This is a genomic window from Cellulomonas sp. FA1 (genome assembly GCF_000986825.1).
GTDB lineage: Bacteria > Actinomycetota > Actinomycetes > Actinomycetales > Cellulomonadaceae > Cellulomonas > Cellulomonas iranensis.
This window is the reverse complement of record NZ_LBMY01000001.1, coordinates 1,802,580-1,823,849: the sequence shown is the minus strand read 5'-3', so window position 1 is coordinate 1,823,849 and position 21,270 is coordinate 1,802,580. Positions and strand designations below refer to the sequence as shown.

The window sequence follows — 21,270 nt, the reverse complement described above, 5'->3', positions numbered from 1 at the left end:
GGCACGGACACGGACGCGCACCCGCCCGGGTGAGACACTGGCGCACGTGAACGACTTCCCCGCGCGCGCGGTCGTCGACCTCGCGGCACTGCGTGGCAACGTCCGCAGCCTCGCCGCGCACGCCCCGACCGCGCAGGTCATGGCCGTCGTCAAGGCCGACGCGTACGGGCACGGTCTCGTGCCGAGCGCGCTCGCCGCGGTCGACGGCGGCGCGACGTGGCTCGGCACCGCCCAGGTCTCCGAAGCGATCCACCTGCGGCGTGCCGGCGTGACCGGGGCGCGCGTGCTCGCGTGGCTGTACGCGCCGGGCGCGCCGTTGCGCGCCGCGATCGAGGCCGACGTGGATCTCGCGGTCGCGGCGCGCTGGGCGCTCGACGAGGTCGTCGCCGCGGCGCGCGAGGCGGGCCGCACGGCGCGCGTGCACCTCAAGGTCGACACCGGCCTCGGGCGCAACGGCCTCACGCCGGCACAGCTGCCCGACGTGCTCACGGCGGCGCTCGCGGCGCAGGCCGAGGGCGCCCTGCGCGTCGTCGGCCTGTTCTCGCACCTCGCGCTCGCGGACGACCCGGGGCACGCGACGGTCGCGGCGCAGGCCGAGGAGTTCGCGCGGGCCGTCGCGCTCGTCGAGGGCGCGGGTGCGCGCCTCGAGGTGCGGCACCTCGCCAACTCGGCCGCGACGCTCACGTCGCCCGCGCTGCACTGGGACCTCGTGCGGCCCGGCCTCGCCGTGTACGGGCTGTCGCCCGTGCCGCAGCTCGGCGGTCCCGAGCGCTACGGCCTCGTGCCCGCGATGACGCTCGAGGCCGAGCTCGCGACGGTCAAGCCCGTCCCGGCCGGGTCGGGCGTGTCCTACGGGCACGCGTACGTCGTGCCGGGTGACACCGTGCTGGGCGTCGTGCCGCTCGGGTACGGCGACGGGATCCCGCGCCACGCGTCGGGCACGGCCGACCGCTGGGGCGGTCCCGTGCAGGTCGGCGGCCGCCGCCTGGGCGTCGCGGGCCGCGTCTGCATGGACCAGGTCGTGCTCGACCTCGGCCCGGACGCGCGCGAGGCCGCGGGCGACCGCGTCGTGCTGTGGGGCGACGGGCGGGACGGCGGCCCGACCGCGCAGGACTGGGCCGACGTCGCCGGGACGATCTCGTACGAGCTCGTGACGCGGCTCGGGGCGCGCGTGCCGCGCACGTACGTCGACAGCGAGCAGGACGCAGGTGCGGCCGGGACGACGGCCCGCCCCGCGGACGTGGAGGTGACCGCGTGACGACCGACGGGCTGCAGGTGCGCCTGCCCGACGCCGACGCGACGCGCGCGTGGGGCCGCGCGCTGGCCGACGTGCTGCGCGCGGGCGACCTCGTGGTGCTCACGGGCGACCTCGGCGCGGGCAAGACGACGCTCACGCAGGGGCTGGGCGCCGGCCTGCACGTGCGCGGGCAGGTCGCGTCGCCGACGTTCGTCATCGCGCGCGAGCACCCGCCGCTGCCGCGCCCCGACGGCACGCGCGGTCCCGCGCTGGTGCACGTCGACGCGTACCGGCTGGGCTCGCTCGACGAGGTCGAGGCGCTCGACCTGGATGCCGCGCTCGACGAGGCCGTCACGGTCGTCGAGTGGGGCGAGGGCTGGGTCGAGGGTCTGACCGACGACCGGCTCGAGCTGCGGCTCGCGCGCCCGCACGGCGGTGTGGCCGACGACGTCGAGGACGCCGCGGCGGGCGAGCGCGTGCTCACGGTGCGCGCGGTCGGCGCGCGCTGGGACGGCGTCGCGCTGCCGGGCGCCGACGCGGTGGGTCTGACGGACGCGGCGGACCTGACGGACGAGCAGCACGAGGGGCGTGGGCACTGATGCACCTGGGGATCGACACGTCGGGCGCGGTCGCGACCGCGCTGGTCGTCGACGCCGAGCACGGCGAGACGCTGACGGACGACGAGCCTCGGCGGCACGCCGAGCGGCTCATGCCGCAGGTCACCGAGCTGCTCGCGCGGCGCGGCGCGACCGTGCGGGACCTGCGCTCGGTCGTCGTCGGGACCGGGCCGGCGCCGTTCACGGGGCTGCGCGTCGGGCTCGTGACGGCGCGCGTGCTGGGCCTCGCGGTCGGCGTGCCCGTGCACGGCGTGCCGAGCCACGACGCGCTCGCCGAGGCCGCGGCCGAGGTCGGTGGACTCGTGGACGGCACGCCGCTGCTGGCCGTCACCGACGCCCGGCGGCGGGAGGTCTACTGGTCGCGCTACGAGGTCCGCGGCGGCGTGCCGGTGCGCACCGCCGAGCCCGGCGTGGCCGCGCCCGCGGACGTGCCGCGCGTCGCGGACGAGGTCGTCGTGGGCGCCGGGCGCGACCTGTACGCCGACGTGTTCGGCGCCGCGGACGCGCGCGTCGCGTCCGACGTGCCGGGCCTGCGGGAGCCCGACCCCCGGTACCTGGTACGGATCGCGCAGCGCCGCCTCGCGGCGGGCGAGCCGCTGCCGACCGAGCCGCTGTACCTGCGTCGCCCGGACGCCGTCCCGTCGGCGGGGTCCAAGCGGGTCCTGGCGTGAGCGCGGCGGCCGTCGACGTGGCCGTGCGGCCCCTGACGGCCGCGGACCTGCCCGTGCTCGAGCGCCTCGAGGTCGAGCTGTTCGGTGCGGGCGCCTGGTCGGCCGCGACGCTCGCCGAGGAGCTCACGGCCCCGGGACGCACCTACGTGGGTGCGACGCTGCCGGACGGCACGCTCGTCGGGTACGCGGGCCTGTGGTTCGACGGGTGGGACGCGCAGGTCATGACGGTCGGCACGGACGTCGCCCACCAGGGCCGGGGCGTGGGGCGCGCGATGCTGGGCGCGCTCGTCGACCGCGCGCGCGAGGTCGGTGCCGCGTCGGTGCTGCTCGAGGTGCGCGTCGACAACGCCCCCGCGCTGCACCTGTACGAGGCGCTGGGCTTCGAGCGGCTGGGGCGCCGCCGGGGCTACTACCAGCCCGAGAACGTGGACGCCTGGACGATGCGCCTGCCGCTGGGACCCGCCGCGGCCGACGCGCCGGGCGCCTGACCGATCGAGACCGACCGACCGAGGACGAGGGGGAGCGGTGCGCAGCGACGACGACGTGCGGGGTGCCGTGCTGGTGGAGCCGGACGACCTGGCCCGGCTGCTGGCCGACGACGACGGGCCCGTGGTGCTCGACGTGCGCTGGGCGCTGGGGCGCACGGACGGCCACGACCGGTACCTCGAGGCGCACCTGCCCGGTGCCGTGTACGTCGACCTCGACACCGAGCTCGCGGCACCGCCGTCGCCCGCGGCCGGGCGGCACCCGCTGCCCGACGTGGCCGACCTCGAGCGCGCCGCGCGGCGCTGGGGCGTGCGCGAGGGCGGGTCGGTCGTCGTGTACGACGACGTCGCGGGCACGTCCGCCGCGCGGGCCTGGTGGCTGCTGCGCTGGGCGGGCGTGCGCGACGTGCGGATCCTCGACGGCGGGCTGGCCGCGTGGACGGCCGCCGGCTACGCGGTCGAGCCGTTCGAGATCACGCCCGAGCCCGGGGACGTCGTGCTCGTGGCCGGTGCGCTGCCGACGCTCGACGCCGACGGCGCCGCCGCGCTCGCGGGCGACGGCGTGCTGCTCGACGCCCGGGCCGCCGAGCGGTACGCGGGGCGGGTCGAGCCCGTCGACCCGCGCGCGGGGCACGTGCCGGGTGCCGTGAGCGCGCCGACGGCCGACAACGTCGACGCCGACGGGCGGTTCCTGCCCGCCGACGCGCTGGCCGCGCGGTTCGCCGCGCTCGGCGTCGCGCCGGGTGCCACGGCCGCGCGCGTGGGCGTCTACTGCGGGTCCGGCGTCACCGCGGCGCACGAGGTCGCGGCGCTCGCGTCGATCGGCGTCGACGCCGCGCTGTACCCCGGGTCGTGGTCGCAGTGGGCGCACGACCCCGCGCGTCCGGTCGCGACGGCCTGACGGGCGCACCGCCCGGCCGGCACCACCCGGCCGGCACGGCCCGGTCCCGGGGACGGCGACGCCCTCCCGTCGCCCGACGGGGCGGCGGGAGGGCGTGCGGCGCTCCTGCGGGGGGAGCGGTCAGACCGTGCGCGCGGCCTGGTCCCACTCGAGGCGCGGTGCGCGCGGGCGGTCGGTGCCCTCGCCGTCGGGCCAGCCGACGTTGAGCACGGCGAGCGTGCGCCACGCCGAGCCCGCGAAGAACTCGCCGTCGACGCCCGCCGCGTCCAGGCCCGTCATGGGGCCGACGCCGAGGCCCGCGGCGCGCAGGCCCACGACGAGGTAGCCCATCTGCAGCCACGCGTTGTCGCGCGACATGGCGACGCGCGCGTCGTGCTTGTCGGCGAAGCCCTCGCCCGAGGTGGGTGCGTGCGGCACGAGCGTCGCCATGTGCTCGTGGAAGTCGACGTCGGTCGCGACGACGAGCGTCACGGGGGCGGCGAGCACGCGGTCGCGGTTGAACTCCGCGACGTGCGGCGCGAGGCGCTCGCGCCCCTCGCGGCTGCGCACGACGAGCAGCCGCAGCGGGCTCGTGTTCATGGCGGTCGGGCCCCAGCGCACGGTGTCGTACACCTCGCGCAGCAGCTCGTCGGGGACGGGGACGTCGAGGAAGCTCCCGACGGTGCGCGCGTCGCGGAACACGCGGTCCGCGGTCGTGGCGTCGACGCCGCGCGTGGTGCGCAGCGTCCGGATGTCGTCCATGAGGTCGCTCGTGGTCACGCCGCACTCAACATCGATGCGTTCGCACCGATGCCCGTCCGAGGATGTGACGCGTGTCACGTGTCGCGCGCCGCCTATCCTGGACGCGTGAGCGAACCCCTCGTCCTCGGGATCGAGACCTCCTGCGACGAGACCGGCGTCGGCCTCGTGCGCGGCTACGAGCTGCTCGTCGACGCGGTCGCGAGCTCGGTCGACGAGCACGCGCGCTTCGGCGGGATCATCCCCGAGATCGCCGCCCGCGCCCACCTCGAGGCCATGGTCCCGACCATCGAGCGCGCGCTCGCGACCGCGCAGGTCACGCTCGACGACGTCGACGCCGTGGCCGTCACCGCCGGCCCCGGGCTCGTGGGCCCGCTGACGATCGGCGCGTCCGCCGCGAAGGCGCTCGCGGTCGGGCTCGGCAAGCCGCTGTACGGCGTGAACCACGTCATCGGGCACGCGGTCGTCGACGAGCTGGTCGACGGTGCGTTCCCCGAGCGCGTCATGGCGCTCGTCGTCTCCGGCGGGCACTCGTCGCTGCTGATGATCGACGACACCGTCAACGTCACCGAGCTCGGCTCGACGCTCGACGACGCCGCGGGGGAGGCGTTCGACAAGGTCGGCCGCCTGCTCGGGCTGCCGTACCCCGGCGGCCCCCACATCGACCGGCTCGCGCGCGAGGGCGACCCCGAGGCCATCCGGTTCCCGCGCGGCCTGACGGCCCCCAAGGACCAGGCGAAGCACGCGACCGACTTCTCGTTCTCGGGTCTCAAGACCGCCGTCGCGCGGTGGGTCGAGGCGCGCCGCGACGCCGGCGAGGACGTCCCGCTGCCCGACGTCGCGGCGTCGTTCGCGGCCGCCGTCGCCGACGTGCTCACGGCCAAGACCATCGCCGCGTGCCGGCGCGAGGGCGTCTCGACGCTCGTGGTCGGCGGCGGGTTCTCCGCGAACTCGCAGCTGCGCGACATGGCCGCGGCCCGCTGCGCCGAGGCGGGGATCGAGCTGCGGATCCCGCCGATCCGCTACTGCACCGACAACGGCGCCATGATCGGCGCGCTCGGCTCCGCCGTCGTGCGCCGCGGTCTGCCGCCCTCGCCGCTCGACCTGCCCGTCGACTCGACGATGCCGCTCACGCAGGTCCTGGTCTAGCCGCACCGACGGCCTGGACCGGACACGGCCCGACCGGGCCCTGTCGGAGCCGGTCGCGCCGGTCGCGCCGCGCACCCGTGACGGACGTCATGCCTCGACCGTGCGGCCGGGCCGCGGACCGGTGAGCGGACGCACGGGGTCGACGCCGCACCGGCCCGCAGGCTGGAGGCATGTTCGACAACGGCATCCACACCACGCTCTCCGAGCTCGTCGCGGGCCTCGACCCCGTCCTGCAGTTCCTCGCGATCATGGCGATCGGCCTCGTGCCGTTCCTCGAGTCGTACGTCGGCGCGCTCGTCGGCACGGTCACGGGCGTGCCGGTCGTGCTCGCGACCGGCGCCGCCGTGCTCGGCAACCTCGTCGCGGTGGTCGTCGCCGTCGTCGCGGGCGGCGCCGCCCGGCGGCGCTGGCGCGCGAACCGCACCGAGCGGCCCGTGAGCGCGCGCCGCCAGAAGGTCGTCGAGCGCGTCGACCGGTTCGGCGTGCCGGTCGCGAGCCTGCTCGCACCGCTGGTCCTCGCGATCTCGCTGACCGCGTTCATCATGGTGACCGCGGGGCTCGACCGCCGTCAGGTGCTGGTCTGGCAGTCGGTCGCGGTGGTCGCGTGGGGCGCGCTCTTCGCGCTCATCGGCACCGGTGCGCTCGCGGCGCTGGGGTGAGCGCCGCGGTCGTGGCCGGCGCCCGGCCCGTCCGGGCGGTCCGTGACGCCTGGCAGGCTGGTGCCGTGAGCACCACGACGCGCCCCGGTGGCCTGCTCGGCCGCTGGAGCGAGCCGCAGAAGTTCGACGCGTACACGCGCGGTTCGCTGTACCTGGTGTCGGCGAGCGAGCCGGTGCTGGTCGCGCTCGCCGTCGCGCAGCGGCCCGCCGTCGCGGCGTGGGTCGTCCCGGCGGTCGTGCTGACGCTCGCGCACACCGTGTCGTGCGTCCTCGTCCTGCGCGCGGGGCTCGCGCGCGCGTCGGTCGGCACCGGGCCGTCGGTGCGGCAGGTCGTCGCGCTCGTCGCGCTGGGCGTCGCGACGGTCGCGGTGCTCGCGGGCACCGGCGGCTGGGGGTCCGAAGGGCTGCGCGTCGACCCGCGCACCGGCGCGGTCCTCGTGGTGGTCGTCGCGACGCTCGGCGCGCTGTCGCCGCTGCTGCGCACGGTGCCGCTGCTGGCGCTGCTGCTGGGCGCGGTCGCGACCGTGCTGGGCGTGCGGGCCGCCGCCGGTGCGACCTCGGACGAGGTCGTCCGCACGCTGCTGGTGTCCGTGTCCGCCGCCGCGGTCGTGCTGTCGTACCGCGCGTCGGCGTGGACGGTCGCGGTGGTCTGGGAGCTCGAGCGGGCGCGCGTCGCGCACGCGCGGCTCGCGGTCGCCGAGGAGCGGCTGCGGTTCTCGCGCGACCTGCACGACGTCGTCGGCCGCGCGCTGACGGCCGTCGCGGTGAAGAGCGAGCTCGCGGCCGAGCTCGCGTCCCGCGGACGTGACGGCGCGGGCGGTCAGATGCTGGAGGTGCGCGACCTCGCGCACGACACGCTGCGCGAGGTGCGCGCGGTCGTCGAGGGGTACCGCGCCGCCGACCTCGCGGCCGAGCTCGTCGGCGCGCGGTCGGTGCTGCGCTCGGCGGGTGTCGAGGTGCGGGTCACGGGCGAGGACGTCGCTCGCGGCCTCCCCGCGGTGGCCGCCGAGGCGCTCGCGTGGGCCGTGCGCGAGGGCACGACCAACGTCGTGCGGCACGCCGACGCGCGCACGTGCGAGCTCGCGCTGGTCGCGCAGGGCGGGGGCGACGTGCTGCTGCGCGTCGCGAACGACGGCGTCCGGGCCCGCCCGGCCGGACCCGGGGGTGGTGCCGGGCTGCGGGGGCTGACCGAGCGGCTCGCGCCGCTCGGCGGTGCCGTGAGCGCGGCGACCGACGGCGACCGGTTCGTGCTCGAGGTGCGGGTCCCCGCGGTCGCGAGCGAGGTGGTGGCGTGATCCGCCTGCTGCTGGCCGACGACGAGGCGCTCATCCGCGACGCGCTCGCGTCGCTGCTCGACCTCGAGGACGACGTCGAGGTCGTCGCGCGGGCCGCGTCGGCCGACGAGGCGGTCGACGCGGCCCGCGTGCACCGGCCCGACGTCGCGCTGCTCGACCTCCAGATGCCGGTGCGGGGCCGCACCGACGCGCCCGACGGCATCGACGCGGCCACGCGGATCCTCGCGGCGGACCCGCGGGTCGCGACCGTCGTCGTGACGAGCCACGGCCGGCCCGGCTACCTCAAGCGCGCGCTCGAGGCGGGCGTCCGCGGGTTCCTGCCCAAGACCGTGCCGTCGCGCGTGCTGGCCGACGTGGTGCGGCAGGTGCACGCGGGCGGTCGGTACGTCGACCCCGAGCTCGCGGCCGAGGCGATCGCGACGGGTGGCAGCCCGTTGACGGCCCGCGAGGCCGACGTGCTCGAGCTCGCGGCGGACGGGTCGCCCGTCGAGCAGATCGCCGCGCGCGTGCACCTCGCACCGGGCACGGTGCGCAACCACCTGTCGTCGGCCGTCGCCAAGCTCGGGGTGACGAACCGGCACGAGGCGGTCGCGCTCGCGCGCCGCAACGGGTGGGTCTGAGCTCAGCCGCGGCGCAGCCGCCACACGCGCGCACCGAGCGCGAACGCGACCAGCGCGAGGCCCACGCTCAGCGCGAGCGGGCCCCAGGTCACGGACGTCGTCATGGAGATCTCCTCGGCGGTGCGCGTGAGCGTCACGGGCGAGCCGAACCAGCTCAGCTCGACCGTGCCGCCGCCCATCGCGTCGACCGCGTCGAGCGCGCCCATCTGCCAGCCGAGCCACGAGTAGAGCGGCAGCGCGACGCCGACGACCGCGGCGAGCACGGCGCCGTCGGTCCAGCGCGGGCGCTCGTGCTCGAGCTCGGCGAAGTACCCGGCCGCGAGGCGGCGGGGCGACCCGAGGTCGCGCAGCGCGGCGTCGAGGCCGATGCGCGACGCGTCGTCGAGCACGGACGCGCGCAGCTCGCGGCGGATGCGGCGGGCCTCGCGGCCCGGGTAGTCCTGCATCGCGAGCTCGAACCGCAGGAACCACCAGGACAGTCGCTGGCGGTCGCGCCAGGTGAGGCGGTGCGCGGCGTCGTCGGTGGCGGATGCGTCGGGTGCGGTGTCGTGGTGCGTGGTCATCGGATCCCCTCCGGGTGGGTCGGCGCCGCGGTGGGCGCGGTGTCGGTGGCCGCCGTGCCGGCGGCTGCTGTCGCGGCGGCGGCGCGCAGGACGCGGTCGGCGGTCGCGACGAGCGCGGCCCACGACGCGCGCTGCGTGCGCAGCGCGGCGAGGCCCGCGTCGCTGGGTCGGTAGTACTTGCGGGCCGGGCCGGACGACGAGGCCACGAGCCGGGACGTCACGAGGCCGTCGCGCTCGAGGCGCGTCAGCACGGGGTAGAGCGTCCCGGTCGACAGCTCGGCGAGGCCGGCCGCGCGCAGGGCCGCGACGAGCTCGTAGCCGTAGGACTCGTCGTGCGTGAGCGCGGCGAGCGTGAGCATGGGCAGCACGCCCTTGAGGAGCTGGGGGTCGCGGTCGCTGGTCACGCTTTCACGGTAAGGCCTGCTATCTGGTGATGCAAACTAGCGGGTGTGGTCGCGTACCGGTGCGCCCCGTGCGGACGCGCGCTTCAGGCGACGCCCCGACGTGCCGACGCACGGGAGGTGCGAGAAGCCCTGCCGGTCGTCCTCCTCGTCCTCGGAGCGGTGTACGTCCTCGCGTACCTGCCCGCCGGGCCGCTGTTCCGCTGGCGGCTGCGGCGTCGGATGGTCCGGATGCTCGACCCGGGCCTGCCACCGCTCGAGCGCGAGCGCGCCGTCGAGGCCGTCCGTCGGGCGATCCCGCTGCGGGGACGCGTCGCCGGTGCGGACGTCGAGCGGCTGCCGGCGCGGGCCGATCCGACCGAGCTGCGCGTCCGCGCCACCGTGCCGCCCACGCCGGACGGCTGCCCGGGGTTCCGGGTCTGGCTGCCGTGGCACTCGTCGCCGCCCGCCGACGCGGGCTCCGACGGCAGCAGGCAGGTGGTCACCGTGCACCTGGGCAGCGGCCGGGCGCTGCTGGTCGTCGTGCTCGGGCGTGTGGGGCGCGTCGACACCGGCACGGTGCTCGCGGCCGCCGCGGACCGGCCCGCGCTCGGCCGGGCGCTGGGGGTGCACACCCACCCCGTCGGCGAGGTGCTGCGCGCGGCGACGGCGGCCGGTGCGGCATGGCGGCACACGTTCGGCGCGGGGTCGACCGTCGTCACCGACACCCACGTGGACCGCGACGGCTGGGCCTTCGTCGTCGGCCTCGTGCGGCGCGACGGCGACCACGTCGTCGACGGCCTCGACGACGCGGTCCTCGCCACCTGGGAGTGGATCCCCGCGGACGCCCCCGCCGGGGACCCGGCTGCCGCGGACGCCTCCGCCGCGGGCCCCAGCCGTCCGGGTCCCGCCGAGGCCGGCGCGGTGCCCGCCGCGCCGGTCGAGGTCGTCCTCGCCGACGAGACCGGCAGCACGGCAGCGCGGTGCCGTGTGCCCTGCGCGCCGACCGCGGCCGGGGTCCCGGGCTCGCCGGGCACGTGGACCGCTGCGTACGTACGGCTCTCACCGACCGCGTCGCTGGTCGTCGCGGTCCACCCCGCCGACCCGGGCGTGCCGCCGCGCGACGCGCTCGCGGTCCCCGAGGTCGTCGCCTGGGGCCCGGGGGTGACACCGACGGGCGACGTGCGCGAGCGCGCCGTCGCGGCGGGGACCGTCGCGACGCGCACCCTCCAGGTCGCCGGGCTCGCGCGCACCGAGGCCCGGCTCGACCGCCGCGGGCGCACGTGGCGGTGGCTGCTGACCTACGCGCCGGACGAGACCGCGGCGCTCGGGGTGCTCGAGGACGCGCTGCGGACGTGGCGGTGGGAGGACTGACGGGGGAGGGCGGACGGCGGACGTCGACGGCCCGGGTCAGAGCGGGCGGCCGGCCGCGAGCTCGGCGACGAGCGACCGCACGACCGGCTCGAGCTCGCCCGCGTTCCGGCGCGCCACCGCGCGCTGGCGCTGGTACGACGCGCCGCGGCGCAGGATCGTGCGCACCTGCTCGAGCTCGGCCGCGCACCCCAGCCGCTCGGCCACGGGCGCGAGCTCGACGAGCCACCGGCTCACCGAGTCCGTCACGAGCTCCTCGTCGCCCGCCGCGTTCGTGATGACGATCGCGTCCATGCCGTAGCGCGCCGAGCGCCACTTGTTCTCCTGGACGAACCACTGCGGCATGGTCGGCAGCGGCTCGCCCGCGTCGATCAGGGTCGAGAAGTGCTCGACGAAGCAGTGCGTGAGCGCGCTGATCGCGGTGACCTCGAGGAGGTTCGCGGCGCCGTCGGCGATCCGCATCTCGAGCGTGCCGAACCGCGGCGACGGGCGGATGTCCCACCGGACCTCGTCGACCTGGTCGATCACGCCCGTGTGCATCATGTCGCCCACGTACTGCTCGAGCTGCTCCCAGTGCTCGAGCTGCGGCGGCAGCCCCGCGGTCGGCAGCTGCTGGAACAGCAACGCGCGGTTCGACGCGTACCCCGTGTCCTTGCCGCCCCAGAACGGCGACGACGCGGACAGCGACTGCAGGTGCGGGAACACCGTGAGCATCGCGCGGCTCAGCGGCAGCACCTTGTCGCGGTCCTCGACGCCCACGTGCACGTGCACGCCGTAGATGAGCATCTGCCGGCCCCACCACTGCGTGCGGTCGATCAGCGTCGCGTAGCGCTCCTTGTCGGTGACGCGCTGCGCCGCCCAGCTCGCGAACGGGTGGGTGCCCGCGCCCATGAGCTCGATGCGCAGCGGGCGCGCGGCCGCCGCGACCTCGTCGAGCGCGCGCTGCAGGTCCGCCCCCGCCTCGCCGACCGTGCGGCACTTGCCCGACGACACCTCGACCGTGTTGAGCAGCAGCTCGGACGTGATGTGCGGGTGGTCCGTGCCGTCGGCGGGGCGCACGGCCTCGAAGATCGCCTGCGCGGCCTGCCGCAGGTCGCCCGAGTCGGCGTCGACCAGGCCGACCTCCCACTCGATGCCGACGGTCGACCGCTCCGACGTCGCGAACGGCAGCGCGACGGGCGCCGCCATCAGACCGGCTCCACGACGAGCACGCGCTGCTGGCCCGCGACGCGCGTGAGCACGACCGTGCCCTCGGCGGGGCCGCGCAGGTCGAGCTGGCGGCGCAGCGTCTCAGGCACCACGGCCGTGCCGCGCTTCTTGATGGTCAGGCGGCCCACGCCGCGCTCGCGCAGGTAGGTGCGCAGCCGCTTGAGGCCGAAGGGCAGGTCGTCGAGCACGCGGTACGCGGTCGCGAGCGGGTGCCACGCGGTGCGGTCCGCCAGGGCGTCGGAGGTCACGTAGGCGATCGTGGGGTCGATCAGGCGTCCGCGCACGCGGTGGGCGACCGTGCCCACGAGCCCCGCGCGGATCACGGCGCCGTCCGGCTCGTACAGGTACCCGCCCACCGGCCCGACCGGGGGCGCGTCGTCGTCGCCGTCGGGGTCCGCGCGCAGCGTGTGCGCGGCGCCGTCGCGCAGCACGAGGGCCGTGCGGCCGGGGCCGTCGGGAGCGAGCGGCCCGAACCACAGGCCGAGCTCGACGACCTCGCCGTCCGACGACACCCACTGCGCCTCGGCGTCCACGGGCAGGTCGCGGTGGGCCAGGCCGGGGCCGAGCTTGAGGCCGAGCGCCGGGACGACGTCGCGGGTCGCGAGGACCGCGTCCAGCGGCGGGCTGTACGCGCTCGGGTCGAAGACGCGGCGGCCGCTGCCGGTGCGGCGTGCGGGGTCGGCGTAGACGCCGTCGACGCCCTCGGCCGCCAGGTCGAGCGCCGTGCCGTCCGCCATGCGCACCTGCACCTCGGGGAACGCGCGCAGGTTGACGGTCGCGAGCGCCGCGGTCGTCTCGTCGACGTCGGTCGCGAGGACGCGCAGCCCGACGCCCGCGAGCGCGAGCGCGTCGGCGCCGAGCCCGCACGTGAGGTCGGCGACGTACGTGCAGCCCGCGTCGCGGTACCGCCGCGCGTGGTGGGCCGCGACCTCGAGACGCGTCGCCTGCTCGAGGCCCGCGACGGTGAAGAGCATGCCCTCGGCGAACTCGCCGAGCTTGGCGTGCGCCTTGGCGCGCAGCCGGGACTGGGTGAGCGCGGCCGCGACGAGCGCGGGGTCGAGACCCTCCTTCTGGAGGCGTTCGGCGATCGGCATCGCGAGCCGCTCGTCGTACGGCGGCAGGGCCTGCAGCAGGGCCCACCCCTCCGGCTGCAGGAGCTTGACCAGCCCGGCGTCGTCCACGCGCCCAGCCTCCCACGGCCACGCCGCCGGGACGTCACGGGACGTCACGGGGCGGTCCGGGCGCCGCGCCGCGGCCGCGTCACCGTGCAGGTCGGGGACCCGGATGCTGGCACTCGGGTTGACCGAGTGCTAACGCATTCCTAGAGTGAGGAACCGGCGGTCCCGTCAGGGGGCGCCAACCGCACAGGTGGCCCCGGCACCCGCGACGACGGCGGCGACGGTGCGGCGCAGACACTGCCTCAGAACGACTCACATGCGAAGGGGAGGTCCGCTGTGTCGGTCTCCATCAAGCCCCTCGAGGACCGGATCGTCGTCAAGACCCTCGAGGCCGAGACGACGACCGCGTCGGGTCTCGTCATCCCGGACAGCGCCAAGGAGAAGCCCCAGGAGGGCGAGGTCCTGGCCGTGGGTCCGGGCCGGATCGATGACAAGGGGAACCGTGTGCCGCTCGACGTGGCCGTCGGCGACAAGGTCATCTACTCCAAGTACGGCGGCACCGAGGTCAAGTACGCCGGTGAGGACTACCTGATCCTCTCGGCGCGCGACATCCTCGCGATCGTCGGCTGACGACTCCGCTGCACCCGGGGCCCGTCCCCGGCAGCACGAAGGCCCCCTCCGTCCGGAGGGGGCCTTCGTCGTCGTGGGGCGACGCGTGACGGCGGGGCCGCGTCGTGAGGGAGGGGCGGCGCGCGCCGCCCCGGTCGTGGGGCCGACGACGGCGCCGGGGACGAAGACGCCCCGGGCCGACGGCGGCGTCGGACCGGGGCGCGGTCGGTGGTGCGGGGTCAGGTGGTGCGGGTCAGGCGGTGACGCGACGGCCGGCGCGCTCGGCGAGCACGGCGGCGCGCTCGTCCTCGGAGAGGCCGCCCCAGACGCCGTAGGGCTCGCGCACGGCGAGCGACTGCTCGCGGCACTCGTTGAGGACGGGGCAGGTGGCGCAGATGGCCTTGGCGGCCTCGGCGCGGCGGCGGCGGGCCGAGCCGCGCTCGCCCTCGGGGTGGAAGAACAGGTCCTGGTCGGCGTCGCGGCAGGCGCCCTCGAACTGCCACTCCCACAGGTCCATCACCGGTCCGGGCAGACGCGAGATCTCAGCCATGGGGGTCCTCCTCGATTCGTGCGGCACGTCCGGCGGCTCGTGGCCGGGACGAAAGTCGGTCGCCGTCGACGGTTGCCCGTGTTGACGTGCCGTAACCGTACAACCGCGCCAGAAGTTGTTCAAGACCCTCTTCGCTGACGCGATTCGGTGGCGCGATGCGGCGCGGTGCGGCGCGGTTCGCCGGCGGACCGCGCCAGCTCGTGACGCGCTCGAGGCGGGCGGCGCGGCCCGTGGCTGGCACAATCGCGTCATGGTCGCGGCAGCCGAGGAAGGGCTTGACGGTGCGGACGTGTCGACGGGTCCCGTCGACGACCCGCACGACCGCACCGAGCCCGGGGGCGACGGGCCCGCGCTGACCGTCGCGGCCGTCGCGCGCCGGCTCGGCGTCGCCCCCGCGACGCTGCGGACGTGGGACCGCCGCTACGGCCTCGGCCCGTCCGAGCATCACGCCGGGGCCCACCGCCGGTACGCCCCGAGCGACCTCGACCGGCTGCTCGTCATGCGCCGCCTCACGATCGACGGCGTCGCGCCCGCGGAGGCCGCCCGGCTCGCCCTCGCCGCGGACGTCGCCGCCGGCCCGCCGCCCCGCAGCGACGACCTCACCGCGCGGCTCCCGACCGTGCCCACGCCGAGCGGCGCGCCGACCCCGGCCGTCGCCACGGACGCGCCCCCGGCCGGGCGCGCGGCCGGCGCCCGTGGCGTCGTCGAGCTCGTCGACGCCGCCCTGACGGGGCGTGGCGACCGCTGCGTGGCGCTGCTCGACCTCGGTGCGGTCGACGACCTCGCCGCCTGGTGGACGGGGCTCGTCCAGCCCGCGTTCGCCGCGCTCGCGCGACGCACGGTCGTCGAGCGGCCCGGCGTCGACGCGCGCGCCACGCTGGTCGGGGGCGTGCTCGCCGCGCTGCGCGCGCGCACGGCCGCGCCCCCCGCGGCCGACGCCGCGGTCGTGCTGCTGCTCCCGGTGCCGGGGGAGACGCGTCCCGTGGTCGCGCACGCGCTCGCCGCGGCGCTCGTCGACGGCGGCGTCGACGCGCGGCTCGTCGCCGGCCCCGTGTCGACCCGGCACGCCGGCGAGCTCGCGCTCATGACCCGGGCCCGCGCCGTCGTGACCGTCTCCGAGGCTCCCGCGCCGGACCTGTCCGTGGTCGCGGCGCTCGCCCGGGAGCGGGACGACCTCCCGCAGTTCGTCATGGTGCCGGAGGTCGCGGGCGAGCGCGTCCCGCTCGACCGGTCGGTCCACCGCGCCCGCACGCTGACGGGGCTGGTCCACGAGGTGCTGGCGGTCGTCGCGCAGGCCGCACCCCTGTGACGGGCGTCTCATCCGGTGCCGACGCGCTGACCCGATAGCGTGACGGCATATCACGAGGGACCCGTCAACCGTGAGGAAACGGCGCGTTGATTCCCGGTGGTCGGGCGTGAGGGCTAACGTGACGCACCGGTAACGCCGATGCAGGCATGGACCCGTGCACGCGTTGTGGTGCCGGGATCGGCGCGAGGAGGATACCCATGGCTGGAGTCGTGGTCTGCCACGGCTCGGCGACCGTCCGCGAGCGGCTCGTCGTGACATCGATCGGAGTGCCGTCGTTGGCGCCGGTCCGGGCGGCGGCGACCGCGGACGAGCTGCTGGCGCTCGCGCGCCGCATCACGCCCACCGTCGTGCTGCTGGACGCGCACCTGCCCGGCGCCGGGCCCACGGAGGCGATCCGCCGGCTGCGCGCGGTCGCGCCGTCGACGGCCGTCGTGCTGCTCGCCGGGCCCGACGACGGCGAGGCGCTCGACCGGGCCCTGGCGCTCGGTGCGCGCGGCTTCCTCGCGCCCGACGTCGGCCGGGCCGAGCTCGCGGCCGTCGCCGCGCACGTGCAGGCCAGCCCCGTCACCGCGGGCGTGGCCGTGCCGGCCGTGCCGCACCCGGCGACGCCGCTGCAGGAGAGCCACGTGGCGCGCGCCGACGCGGGTGTCGCCGCACGCCCCGTCGAGCCGACCCCGGTGCTGACGAAGCGCGAGATCGAGGTGCTCGTGGGCATGAGCCACGGCCGCTCCAACGCGCAGATCGGCCAGGAGCTGTTCCTCTCGGAGGACACGGTCAAGACCCACGCGCGGCGGCTGTTCCGCAAGCTCGGGGCGTCCGACCGTGCGCAGGCGGTCGCGATCGGGCTGCGGCGCGGCATCATCGACTGACGCCCGCGCCGGACGCCGGCGTCCGGCGTCCGGCTGGCGGGCAGGGCCGTCCTGCCCACCCGCGCGGCCACGTATCCTGGCGTGATGACGGCGCACGACGCTCCCACGGCTCCCACGGACCCGTTCGCCCGGGTCGGTCTCACCTACGACGACGTCCTGCTCCTCCCGGGCGAGACGGACGTCATCCCGTCCGAGGTCGACACCTCGTCGCGCCTGACCCGCGAGATCAGCGTGCGCGTGCCCCTGGTCTCGGCGGCCATGGACACCGTCACCGAGGCGCGCATGGCCGTCGCGATGGCGCGCCAGGGCGGCGTCGGGATCCTGCACCGCAACCTGTCGATCGCCGACCAGGCGCACCAGGTCGACGTCGTCAAGCGCTCCGAGTCCGGCATGGTGTCGGACCCCGTCACCGTCGGCCCCGACGCGACGCTCGCCGAGCTCGACGCGCTGTGCGGCACGTACCGCGTCTCGGGCCTGCCGGTCGTCGACGGCGAGAACCGCGTGCTCGGCATCATCACCAACCGCGACCTGCGCTTCGTGCCGCCGGCCGAGTTCGCGACGCGCCTCGTGCGGGACGCGATGACGCCCATGCCGCTGGTGACGGCGCCCGTCGGCATCGCGCGCCAGGACGCCGCCGCGCTGCTCGCGAAGCACAAGGTCGAGAAGCTCCCGCTGATCGACGACGAGGGCAAGCTCGCGGGCCTCATCACCGTCAAGGACTTCGTGAAGTCCGAGCAGTACCCGCACGCCACCAAGGACGCCGACGGTCGCCTCGTGGTCGGTGCGGCCATCGGGTTCTTCGGCGACGCGTGGGAGCGCGCGACGGCCCTCGTCGAGGCGGGCGTCGACGTGCTCGTGGTCGACACCGCCAACGGGCACGCGCGGCTCATGCTCGACATGGTGCGCCGGCTGAAGTCCGACCCGGCGACGCGGCACGTGCAGGTCATCGGCGGCAACGTCGCGACGCGGCCGGGCGCGCAGGCCCTCGTCGACGCGGGCGTCGACGCGGTCAAGGTCGGCGTCGGGCCGGGCTCGATCTGCACGACCCGTGTCGTCGCGGGCGTCGGCGTGCCCCAGGTGACGGCGATCCACGACGCCGCGCAGGTGTGCCGCCCGGCCGGTGTCCCGGTCATCGGCGACGGCGGCCTGCAGTACTCGGGCGACATCGCCAAGGCGCTCGTCGCGGGCGCCGACACGGTCATGCTGGGCTCGCTGCTCGCGGGCTGCGACGAGTCGCCCGGCGACCTCGTGTTCGTCAACGGCAAGCAGTACAAGCACTACCGCGGCATGGGGTCGCTCGGGGCGATGGCCTCGCGCGGGCGGGTCTCCTACTCGAAGGACCGCTACTTCCAGGCCGACGTCACGACGGACGAGAAGATCGTGCCCGAGGGCATCGAGGGCCAGGTGCCGTACCGCGGCCCGCTGTCGGCGGTCGCGCACCAGCTGGTCGGCGGCCTGCACCAGTCGATGTTCTACGTCGGCGCGCACACGATCCCCGAGCTCCAGCAGCGTGGCCAGTTCATCCGGATCACGCCGGCGGGCCTCAAGGAGTCCCACCCGCACGACATCCAGATGACGGTCGAGGCGCCCAACTACACCGGCCGCTGAGCGGACGGCGGGCCGGCGACGGCCCGCCCGCCGGTAGGCTCGTCCGGTGAGCAGCGAGATCGAGATCGGACGGGGCAAGCGAGGACGCCGGGCGTTCTCCTTCGACGACATCGCGGTGGTGCCCTCGCGGCGCACGCGCGACCCGGAGGAGGTCTCGGTCGGCTGGCAGATCGACGCGTACCACTTCGACCTGCCGATCCTCGCGGCGCCCATGGACTCCGTGGTCAGCCCCGCGACGGCCGTCGCGCTCGGCCAGGCCGGCGGCGTGGGCGTCCTCGACCTCGAGGGCCTGTGGACGCGGTACGACGACCCGACCCCGCTGCTCGCTGAGATCGCCACGCTCGCGCCCGCCCGTGCGACCGCGCGCATGCAGGAGATCTACGCCGCGCCGATCCGCCCCGAGCTGATCCGCGCGCGGCTGCAGGAGATCCGGGACGCCGGCGTCGTCGTCGCGGGTGCGCTCAGCCCGCAGCGCACGCAGGAGCACTGGCGCACCGTGGTCGACGCGGGCGTCGACCTGTTCGTCATCCGCGGCACCACGGTGTCCGCCGAGCACGTGTCGGGTCGCGCCGAGCCGCTCAACCTCAAGCGCTTCATCTACGAGCTCGACGTGCCCGTGATCGTCGGCGGCGCGTCGACCTACACGGCCGCGCTGCACCTCATGCGCACGGGCGCCGCGGGCGTCCTCGTCGGCTTCGGCGGCGGCGCCGCGCACACCACGCGCGTGTCGCTGGGCATCCACGCCCCCATGGCGACCGCGGTCGCGGACGTCGCCGCGGCGCGCCGCGACTACCTCGACGAGTCCGGCGGCCGGTACGTGCACGTCATCGCCGACGGCGGCGTGGGGCGCTCGGGCGACCTCGTGAAGGCCGTCGCGTGCGGCGCCGACGCCGTCATGCTCGGCGCGGCGCTCGCGCGTGCGACCGACGCCCCCGGGCGCGGTTTCCACTGGGGCTCCGAGGCGCACCACCCGCAGCTGCCGCGCGGCGAGCGGGTCGAGGTCGGCACCGTGGGCACGCTCGAGCAGATCCTCTTCGGCCCCGGCCACACGGCCGACGGCACGCTCAACCTCGTGGGCGCGCTGCGCCGCGCGATGGCGACCACGGGCTACTCCGACCTCAAGGAGTTCCAGCGCATCGAGGTCGTCGTCTCGCCGTACCAGCCGCGCTGACGCCCGCACGCAGGGCCGGGCACGCGCCCGGCCCTGCGGCGTACCCGGCTGCCGTGCGCGGGCGCGCCGGTGCGGGTGGGGGAGCGACGGTGGCGACGATCGTCGCGTGACGACGACGCCGTGGTCGGTCGCGGCGCGCCCCGCACGACCGCGACCGATCACGGGGTCGCGCGAGGACGAGCCGGGGGCCGGTTCAGCGGACCCGCTGCGCGGAGGGCGCCTCGGCCGCCGGTGCGGTCGGGCGGTCCTCGCCGTCCGTGGTCGGGTGCGCGGGGGCGTGGTGCCGACCGACCGGCAGCACGAGCGGGCACCCGCTCACCGGGTCCGGGACGACGCGTGCGGCCATGCCGAACACGTCGCGCACCATCCGCTCGGTGACGACGTCGGCCGGGTCGCCCTGCGCGTACAGCCGGCCGTCGGTGAGCGCGACGAGGTCGTCGGCGTAGCGCGCGGCGAGGTTGAGGTCGTGCAGCACCATGACGATCGTCGTGCCGCGCTCGCGGTTGAGGTCGGTGAGCAGGTCGAGCACCTCGACCTGGTGCGCGACGTCGAGGAACGTGGTCGGCTCGTCGAGCAGCAGCACGTCGGTCTGCTGCGCGAGCGCCATGGCGATCCACACGCGCTGACGCTGCCCGCCCGACAGCTCGTCGACCGGGCGGTCCGCGAGGTCGAGCGTGTCGGTCGCGACGAGCGCCTGCTCGACGACCGCGTCGTCCTGCGCGGTCCAGCGGCGGAACCAGCCCTGGTGCGGGTACCGCCCGCGGCCGACGAGGTCGGCGACGGCGATGCCCTCGGGGCTCACGGGCGTCTGGGGCAGCAGCCCGAGCACGGTCGCCACGTCGCGCGAGGGCATCGTGTCGATGGGCGTGCCGTCGAGCAGCACGCGACCCGTGCGGGCCTTGAGCAGCCGGGCCATCGCCCGCAGCAGGGTCGACTTGCCGCAGCCGTTGGCGCCGACGATCGCCGTGATGGCGCCGGGGGCGACCGACAGCGTCATGTCGTGCACGACGACGCGGTCGTCGTAGCCGACGGTCACGGCGTCGACGGCCAGCGTGTGCACGGCGGGGGAGTCCGTCACAGGGAGCCTCCGGAGCGGTTGGTCCTGGCCAGCAGCCAGAGCAGGTAGGGCGCGCCGAGGACGCCGGTGACGACGCCGACGGGGAACCGTGCGGGCAGCAGGTGCTGCCCCACGAGGTCGGCGCCGAGCACGAGCGCGGCACCGACGAGGCCGGCGGGCACGAGGAGCCGTCCCGTGCCGCGCAGCAGTCGGTGCGCGATCGGCCCGGACAGGAACGCGACGAACGCGATCGGTCCGGTCGCGGCGGTCGCGACCGCGATCGTCGCGACCGCGACGACCAGCAGCGCGAGCCGCGAGCGGTCCGGGGCGACGCCGAGGCCGGCGGCCGCGTCGTCGCCGAGCTGCAGCGCGGGCAGGCGGCGTGCGAGCACGAGCAGCGTCGGCACGAGCAGCGCGAGCGACCCGGCGAGCGGCCCGACCGTGGCCCAGAAGGCGGAGCTGAGCGACCCCGTCAGCCACCGCAGGGCCTCGTTCGCGTCGTAGATCCCGGCGCGGGTCATGGCGTAGGCGATGACGGACTGCAGCATGGCGCCGACCGCGATGCCGATGAGCACGAGCCGTGCGCCGTGCACGCCCCCGCGCCACGACAGCGCGTAGATCACCACCGCGACGGCCAGCCCGACGACCACCGCGACGGCCGACAGCGCGGGGCCCGACAGGCCGAACATCGTGATCGCGACGACCGCGGCCGCGCTCGACCCCGCGCTGACGCCGATGATGTCGGGGCTCGCGAGCGCGTTGCGCAGCATGGTCTGGAAGACCGCGCCGGCCGTGCCGAACGCGACACCCACCAGCGCGCCGGTGAGCACGCGCGGGGTGCGCAGCACCCCGACGTTGAACGACGCGCCCGGCACCTGCTCGCCGAGGAGCACGCGCAGCACCTCGAGCGGCGTGTACGTCCGCTCGCCGACGCACAGCGTGACGACGACGAGCGCGGCGACGAGCAGCGACAGCACCGCGACGACCGTGCGGTGCCGGCGCGTGCGCGCGCGGCGGCCGCGCGCGACCAGAGCACCGGGCGTCGCCCCCGGTGCGCCGCCCGCCGCGCGTGCGCCCAGCAGCG

General features: G+C 76.5%; 23 protein-coding genes. 15 read left to right on the top strand and 8 right to left on the bottom strand.

The window, feature by feature from the left end; translation table 11 throughout:
- Positions 1 to 46 precede the first annotated feature (46 nt).
- From alr to GY42_RS08075, 5 genes are read left to right on the top strand one after another with little or no spacing between them, the layout of a single operon-like run.
- Positions 47 to 1,258: an alanine racemase gene (gene alr, locus GY42_RS08095; RefSeq protein ID WP_082131418.1), complete on the top strand. Its 1,212-nt coding sequence runs from the start codon at positions 47 to 49 to the stop codon at positions 1,256 to 1,258.
- On the top strand, positions 1,255 to 1,836 hold the full coding sequence (tsaE, locus tag GY42_RS08090; RefSeq protein ID WP_046528954.1) for a tRNA (adenosine(37)-N6)-threonylcarbamoyltransferase complex ATPase subunit type 1 TsaE: 582 nt from the start codon (positions 1,255 to 1,257) through the stop codon (positions 1,834 to 1,836). The genes alr and tsaE overlap by 4 nt, the downstream gene beginning before the upstream one ends.
- Positions 1,836 to 2,525 carry a tRNA (adenosine(37)-N6)-threonylcarbamoyltransferase complex dimerization subunit type 1 TsaB gene (tsaB, locus tag GY42_RS08085; RefSeq protein ID WP_046528953.1) on the top strand — a complete coding sequence of 230 codons (690 nt, stop codon included), beginning with the start codon at positions 1,836 to 1,838 and terminating at the stop codon, positions 2,523 to 2,525. The genes tsaE and tsaB overlap by 1 nt, the downstream gene beginning before the upstream one ends.
- A complete protein-coding gene (gene rimI / locus GY42_RS08080; RefSeq protein ID WP_046528952.1) occupies positions 2,522 to 3,013 on the top strand; it encodes a ribosomal protein S18-alanine N-acetyltransferase in 492 nt (163 codons plus the stop codon). Before tsaB ends, rimI begins: the two co-directional genes overlap by 4 nt.
- Positions 3,014 to 3,050: 37 nt before the next feature.
- Entirely contained in the window at positions 3,051 to 3,911 is an 861-nt protein-coding gene (locus GY42_RS08075; RefSeq protein ID WP_082131417.1) for a sulfurtransferase, read from the top strand.
- A gap of 120 nt (positions 3,912 to 4,031) precedes the next feature.
- Here the strand turns inward: GY42_RS08075 and GY42_RS08070 are convergent, their stop codons facing one another.
- Positions 4,032 to 4,670, bottom strand: coding sequence for a malonic semialdehyde reductase (locus GY42_RS08070; RefSeq protein WP_226238993.1), 639 nt, complete (start codon positions 4,668 to 4,670; stop codon positions 4,032 to 4,034).
- An 87-nt stretch (positions 4,671 to 4,757) separates the two neighbouring features.
- Here GY42_RS08070 and tsaD point away from each other — a divergent pair, with 87 nt between their 5' ends.
- The 4 genes from tsaD to GY42_RS08050 all read left to right on the top strand — a co-directional run bounded on the left by tsaD (position 4,758) and on the right by GY42_RS08050 (position 8,372).
- Positions 4,758 to 5,798, top strand: a complete 1,041-nt coding sequence (tsaD, locus tag GY42_RS08065) for a tRNA (adenosine(37)-N6)-threonylcarbamoyltransferase complex transferase subunit TsaD (protein WP_046528951.1) — start codon at positions 4,758 to 4,760, stop codon at positions 5,796 to 5,798.
- Between the two features lie 170 nt (positions 5,799 to 5,968).
- Positions 5,969 to 6,457, top strand: a complete 489-nt coding sequence (locus GY42_RS19360) for a hypothetical protein (RefSeq protein WP_046528950.1) — start codon at positions 5,969 to 5,971, stop codon at positions 6,455 to 6,457.
- 65 nt (positions 6,458 to 6,522) lie between these two features.
- Complete coding sequence (locus GY42_RS08055; RefSeq protein WP_046530705.1) at positions 6,523 to 7,752, top strand: sensor histidine kinase; 1,230 nt, start codon at positions 6,523 to 6,525, stop codon at positions 7,750 to 7,752.
- On the top strand, positions 7,749 to 8,372 hold the full coding sequence (locus tag GY42_RS08050; protein WP_046528949.1) for a response regulator transcription factor: 624 nt from the start codon (positions 7,749 to 7,751) through the stop codon (positions 8,370 to 8,372). The genes GY42_RS08055 and GY42_RS08050 overlap by 4 nt, the downstream gene beginning before the upstream one ends.
- A gap of 2 nt (positions 8,373 to 8,374) precedes the next feature.
- Here the strand turns inward: GY42_RS08050 and GY42_RS18145 are convergent, their stop codons facing one another.
- Together GY42_RS18145 and GY42_RS08040 are read right to left on the bottom strand one after the other, a co-directional pair.
- Positions 8,375 to 8,935: a hypothetical protein gene (locus tag GY42_RS18145; protein WP_052748265.1), complete on the bottom strand. Its 561-nt coding sequence runs from the start codon at positions 8,933 to 8,935 to the stop codon at positions 8,375 to 8,377.
- Entirely contained in the window at positions 8,932 to 9,339 is a 408-nt protein-coding gene (locus GY42_RS08040) for a PadR family transcriptional regulator (RefSeq protein ID WP_152667244.1), read from the bottom strand. The genes GY42_RS18145 and GY42_RS08040 overlap by 4 nt, the downstream gene beginning before the upstream one ends.
- A 117-nt stretch (positions 9,340 to 9,456) precedes the next feature.
- Here GY42_RS08040 and GY42_RS08035 point away from each other — a divergent pair, with 117 nt between their 5' ends.
- Positions 9,457 to 10,689: a hypothetical protein gene (locus GY42_RS08035; protein ID WP_152667243.1), complete on the top strand. Its 1,233-nt coding sequence runs from the start codon at positions 9,457 to 9,459 to the stop codon at positions 10,687 to 10,689.
- 36 nt (positions 10,690 to 10,725) lie between these two features.
- Here the strand turns inward: GY42_RS08035 and GY42_RS08030 are convergent, their stop codons facing one another.
- Together GY42_RS08030 and GY42_RS08025 are read right to left on the bottom strand one after the other, a co-directional pair.
- Positions 10,726 to 11,874, bottom strand: coding sequence for a glutamate--cysteine ligase (locus tag GY42_RS08030; RefSeq protein WP_046528947.1), 1,149 nt, complete (start codon positions 11,872 to 11,874; stop codon positions 10,726 to 10,728).
- Positions 11,874 to 13,076: a class I SAM-dependent methyltransferase gene (locus tag GY42_RS08025; protein ID WP_046528946.1), complete on the bottom strand. Its 1,203-nt coding sequence runs from the start codon at positions 13,074 to 13,076 to the stop codon at positions 11,874 to 11,876. The genes GY42_RS08030 and GY42_RS08025 overlap by 1 nt, the downstream gene beginning before the upstream one ends.
- A gap of 273 nt (positions 13,077 to 13,349) precedes the next feature.
- Here GY42_RS08025 and groES point away from each other — a divergent pair, with 273 nt between their 5' ends.
- Positions 13,350 to 13,643, top strand: a complete 294-nt coding sequence (gene groES / locus GY42_RS08020; protein ID WP_046528945.1) for a co-chaperone GroES — start codon at positions 13,350 to 13,352, stop codon at positions 13,641 to 13,643.
- 232 nt (positions 13,644 to 13,875) lie between these two features.
- Here the strand turns inward: groES and GY42_RS08015 are convergent, their stop codons facing one another.
- A complete protein-coding gene (locus tag GY42_RS08015; RefSeq protein WP_046528944.1) occupies positions 13,876 to 14,172 on the bottom strand; it encodes a WhiB family transcriptional regulator in 297 nt (98 codons plus the stop codon).
- A gap of 289 nt (positions 14,173 to 14,461) precedes the next feature.
- Here GY42_RS08015 and GY42_RS08010 point away from each other — a divergent pair, with 289 nt between their 5' ends.
- From GY42_RS08010 to GY42_RS07995, 4 genes are all read left to right on the top strand, one after another.
- On the top strand, positions 14,462 to 15,481 hold the full coding sequence (locus tag GY42_RS08010; RefSeq protein WP_046528943.1) for a MerR family transcriptional regulator: 1,020 nt from the start codon (positions 14,462 to 14,464) through the stop codon (positions 15,479 to 15,481).
- A 197-nt stretch (positions 15,482 to 15,678) separates the two neighbouring features.
- A complete protein-coding gene (locus GY42_RS08005) occupies positions 15,679 to 16,350 on the top strand; it encodes a response regulator transcription factor (protein WP_046528942.1) in 672 nt (223 codons plus the stop codon).
- Between the two features lie 84 nt (positions 16,351 to 16,434).
- On the top strand, positions 16,435 to 17,958 hold the full coding sequence (gene guaB, locus GY42_RS08000; protein ID WP_046528941.1) for an IMP dehydrogenase: 1,524 nt from the start codon (positions 16,435 to 16,437) through the stop codon (positions 17,956 to 17,958).
- Between the two features lie 46 nt (positions 17,959 to 18,004).
- Positions 18,005 to 19,129 carry a GuaB3 family IMP dehydrogenase-related protein gene (locus GY42_RS07995; protein WP_046528940.1) on the top strand — a complete coding sequence of 375 codons (1,125 nt, stop codon included), beginning with the start codon at positions 18,005 to 18,007 and terminating at the stop codon, positions 19,127 to 19,129.
- A 193-nt stretch (positions 19,130 to 19,322) separates the two neighbouring features.
- Here GY42_RS07995 and GY42_RS07990 read toward each other — a convergent pair whose 3' ends face one another.
- Both GY42_RS07990 and GY42_RS07985 read right to left on the bottom strand, forming a co-directional pair.
- Positions 19,323 to 20,207: an ABC transporter ATP-binding protein gene (locus GY42_RS07990; RefSeq protein ID WP_046528939.1), complete on the bottom strand. Its 885-nt coding sequence runs from the start codon at positions 20,205 to 20,207 to the stop codon at positions 19,323 to 19,325.
- Positions 20,204 to 21,268 (bottom strand): FecCD family ABC transporter permease, encoded by a 1,065-nt coding sequence (locus tag GY42_RS07985; protein WP_236686864.1) that lies wholly within the window; start codon positions 21,266 to 21,268, stop codon positions 20,204 to 20,206. The genes GY42_RS07990 and GY42_RS07985 overlap by 4 nt, the downstream gene beginning before the upstream one ends.
- Positions 21,269 to 21,270 lie beyond the last annotated feature (2 nt).